2 protein-coding genes are annotated in these 1,832 nt (G+C 57.0%); one reads left to right on the top strand and one right to left on the bottom strand.

What is annotated here, in order from left to right; translation table 11 throughout:
• Positions 1-267: 267 nt before the first annotated feature.
• Positions 268-954 (top strand): DMT family transporter, encoded by a 687-nt coding sequence (locus AB2B41_RS23195; RefSeq protein WP_474104446.1) that lies wholly within the window; start codon positions 268-270, stop codon positions 952-954.
• A 326-nt stretch (positions 955-1,280) separates the two neighbouring features.
• On the opposite strand, the gene AB2B41_RS23190 is transcribed toward AB2B41_RS23195, so the two are convergent.
• Positions 1,281-1,832, bottom strand: a 552-nt coding sequence (locus AB2B41_RS23190) for a cytochrome P450 (RefSeq protein ID WP_367880199.1), incomplete at its 5' end; no start/stop codon positions are given.

The following is a 1,832-nucleotide window of genomic DNA, read 5'->3' as shown; positions in this document are numbered from 1 at the left end:
CCAGATCTCCCTTGCCTCAGGGCAAGTGAATCAGCCGATCACGCTTCGCTCAAGCAGAGTTTTTCAACAACATCAGCCCATTCCGGACTTTTGTCCGCACTTCAAGCGCTGCTAGGCGGCGTCACCATAGCGGCCATTCGTGAACGACACAGCGATCTTGGTTTGGCATGGCGGTGAGCAGCAACCCGCGCCAATGTCGCTAATGAGCGATCAAAGCTCTAGCCAAGACATTAACGTTTGCGAAGTGATTTCCTTGATGAGCCCGACATGACGTCCATTGCGCCTGCCTCCTCGAATGCGGATGCGCACAAGTACGGTGTGCTCTTTGTCTTTGCAGCGGGGGTTCTTTGGTCAACGGTCGGTCTTGGCATTCGCCTAATCGAAGATGCTGTCGTGTGGCAGATTCTACTCTATCGGTCGATCAGCTTGTCAATTTTTTTATACGCGCTCATTCGAGTGCGGTCTGGCGAAAGCCCCTTTGCCCAGATCCGTCGCATCGGTGCACCGGCCATCATCGCGGGGCTTTCACTGGTCGCTGCCTATTCAGGCGGCATCTACGCGATCCAGAATACTTCGGTCGCGAATGCCATGTTGCTCTTTGCGACAGCACCGTTCATGGCCGCTGTGCTCGGATGGATCGTGTTACGAGAACCCGTCCGTCTAGCAACATGGGTGGCGATCGCAGTCGCAATTGGCGGTATTGCGATCATGGTTGCCGACAAGTCCGGAGGCGTTGCGCTAAGGGGCAGCCTCGCCGCACTCGGATCGGCATTCGGGTTTGCTGCCTTCACCGTGGCGCTGCGATGGGGGCGCACAGGTGAGATGCTGCCAGCGGTGTTCCTGTCGGGCCTTTTCGCGATTGCGATCACCTTGGCGATATGCCTTAGCCTTGGATTCTCAATCGTTTTGAGCCCGATTGACGGTGGCATCGCGATAGGCATGGGTGTGTTCTAGGTCGGCGCTGGTCTGATCCTCTACACACTGGGGTCCCGCAGCCTCCCTGCAGCGGAGCTCGCCCTGCTGTCTCTGGCCGAAGTGCTGCTTGGCCCGCTCTGGGTCTGGCTGTTCCTAGGGGAAACCGCGAGCGTGTACACATTGATCGGCGGCACTGTTCTGCTCGCAGCTATCGCGGGGAATGCACTGTCAGGCAAACGACGAAAACCTCCTCCTATCACGGCTCCTTGAAACAGGAGCCAATGGCCCATAGCCACCTTGATGCCTCGCACAGCGAAAGCCCGCTCCAAGCTTTTACCGGACCTGCAAATGAACAGGTAGGCTCATTAAATCCGGACGATCATCGGGGTTGACTTGCGGAGGCCGAGTGCACCGATCATCTCCGGGGCCGTGACCATTTCAATATCGGGTGCCCCATCGAGCAGAGCAGCCAGTCCTTCTTCCATCTCCAATCGCGCTAGCATTTCACCAAGACACCGATGCGCGCCTGCGCCGAATACCAGATGAGGAAGAGGACGATCCTCACGGTGAAGATCGAAAGTCTCAGGATCGCTAATCTTTGTCTCGTCGCGCATTGCAGACAGGGCCGAGAGCCCAACTAGCTGGCCCCCCGGTATGCTTATTCCGCCAATCTCAATGGGTTCCAAGCAGTAGCGGGGCATGCCGCCAACAGGTGGCTCAAGGCGAAGGGATTCCTCTATTGCAGCTGGAATGAGCGAGCGATCCGCCTGAACTTCATTCCAAAGCGAACGGTCTGCCAGCAGCCTTGCGACAATCATATTGAACCCCGACCGCGTCGTATCACTGCCGCCGAGTATGAGGCCCATGATCTGATAGATCAGTTCCTCAGTTTCCAAACTACGATCACTTTCGTCCGC

It is taken from the genome of Sulfitobacter sediminis (assembly GCF_040811725.1).
In the GTDB taxonomy this organism is placed as follows: domain Bacteria; phylum Pseudomonadota; class Alphaproteobacteria; order Rhodobacterales; family Rhodobacteraceae; genus Sulfitobacter; species Sulfitobacter sediminis.
Note: the sequence above shows the minus strand (reverse complement) of the source record. Positions and strands in the feature narration are given on the sequence as shown.

Bases quoted from the DNA above. Each gene is read 5' to 3' on its own strand.
- AB2B41_RS23195 (WP_474104446.1), top strand. From the start codon at position 268: ATGACGTCCATTGCGCCTGCCTCCTCGAATGCGGATGCGCACAAGTAC.